The 254-nt window shown below is 33.9% G+C and carries 1 protein-coding gene; it reads left to right on the forward strand.

The window, feature by feature from the left end:
* On the forward strand, nt 1–254 hold a 254-nt coding region (locus tag AAEY57_RS20515), incomplete at both ends, for a hypothetical protein (RefSeq protein WP_350608725.1).

Genomic DNA, 254 nt, shown 5'->3' on the forward strand with positions numbered 1-254 from the left:
TATCTAAGTGGATTAGAAACTGGTAGTAAAAAAATATCAAAAAATTGGGTTAGTAAAATATATACTTTTTTTAAATCAAAAGGTCACCCAATAAGTAATTTAGGGCAGCTAGCAGACGTAGCCAATGAGAACGTATCGTTAAGTGGTTTATCTCAGCAACAGCAAATGCTTATAGCTGGATTCGCGCATTCACCTTTTACTCCGGATGAGTTAAAAAAGTTTGCAGAGTTCTTAGAGGATATTAACAAATGTAG

This window comes from Pseudoalteromonas sp. MER144-MNA-CIBAN-0113 (assembly GCF_040308965.1).
GTDB lineage: Bacteria > Pseudomonadota > Gammaproteobacteria > Enterobacterales > Alteromonadaceae > Pseudoalteromonas > Pseudoalteromonas tetraodonis.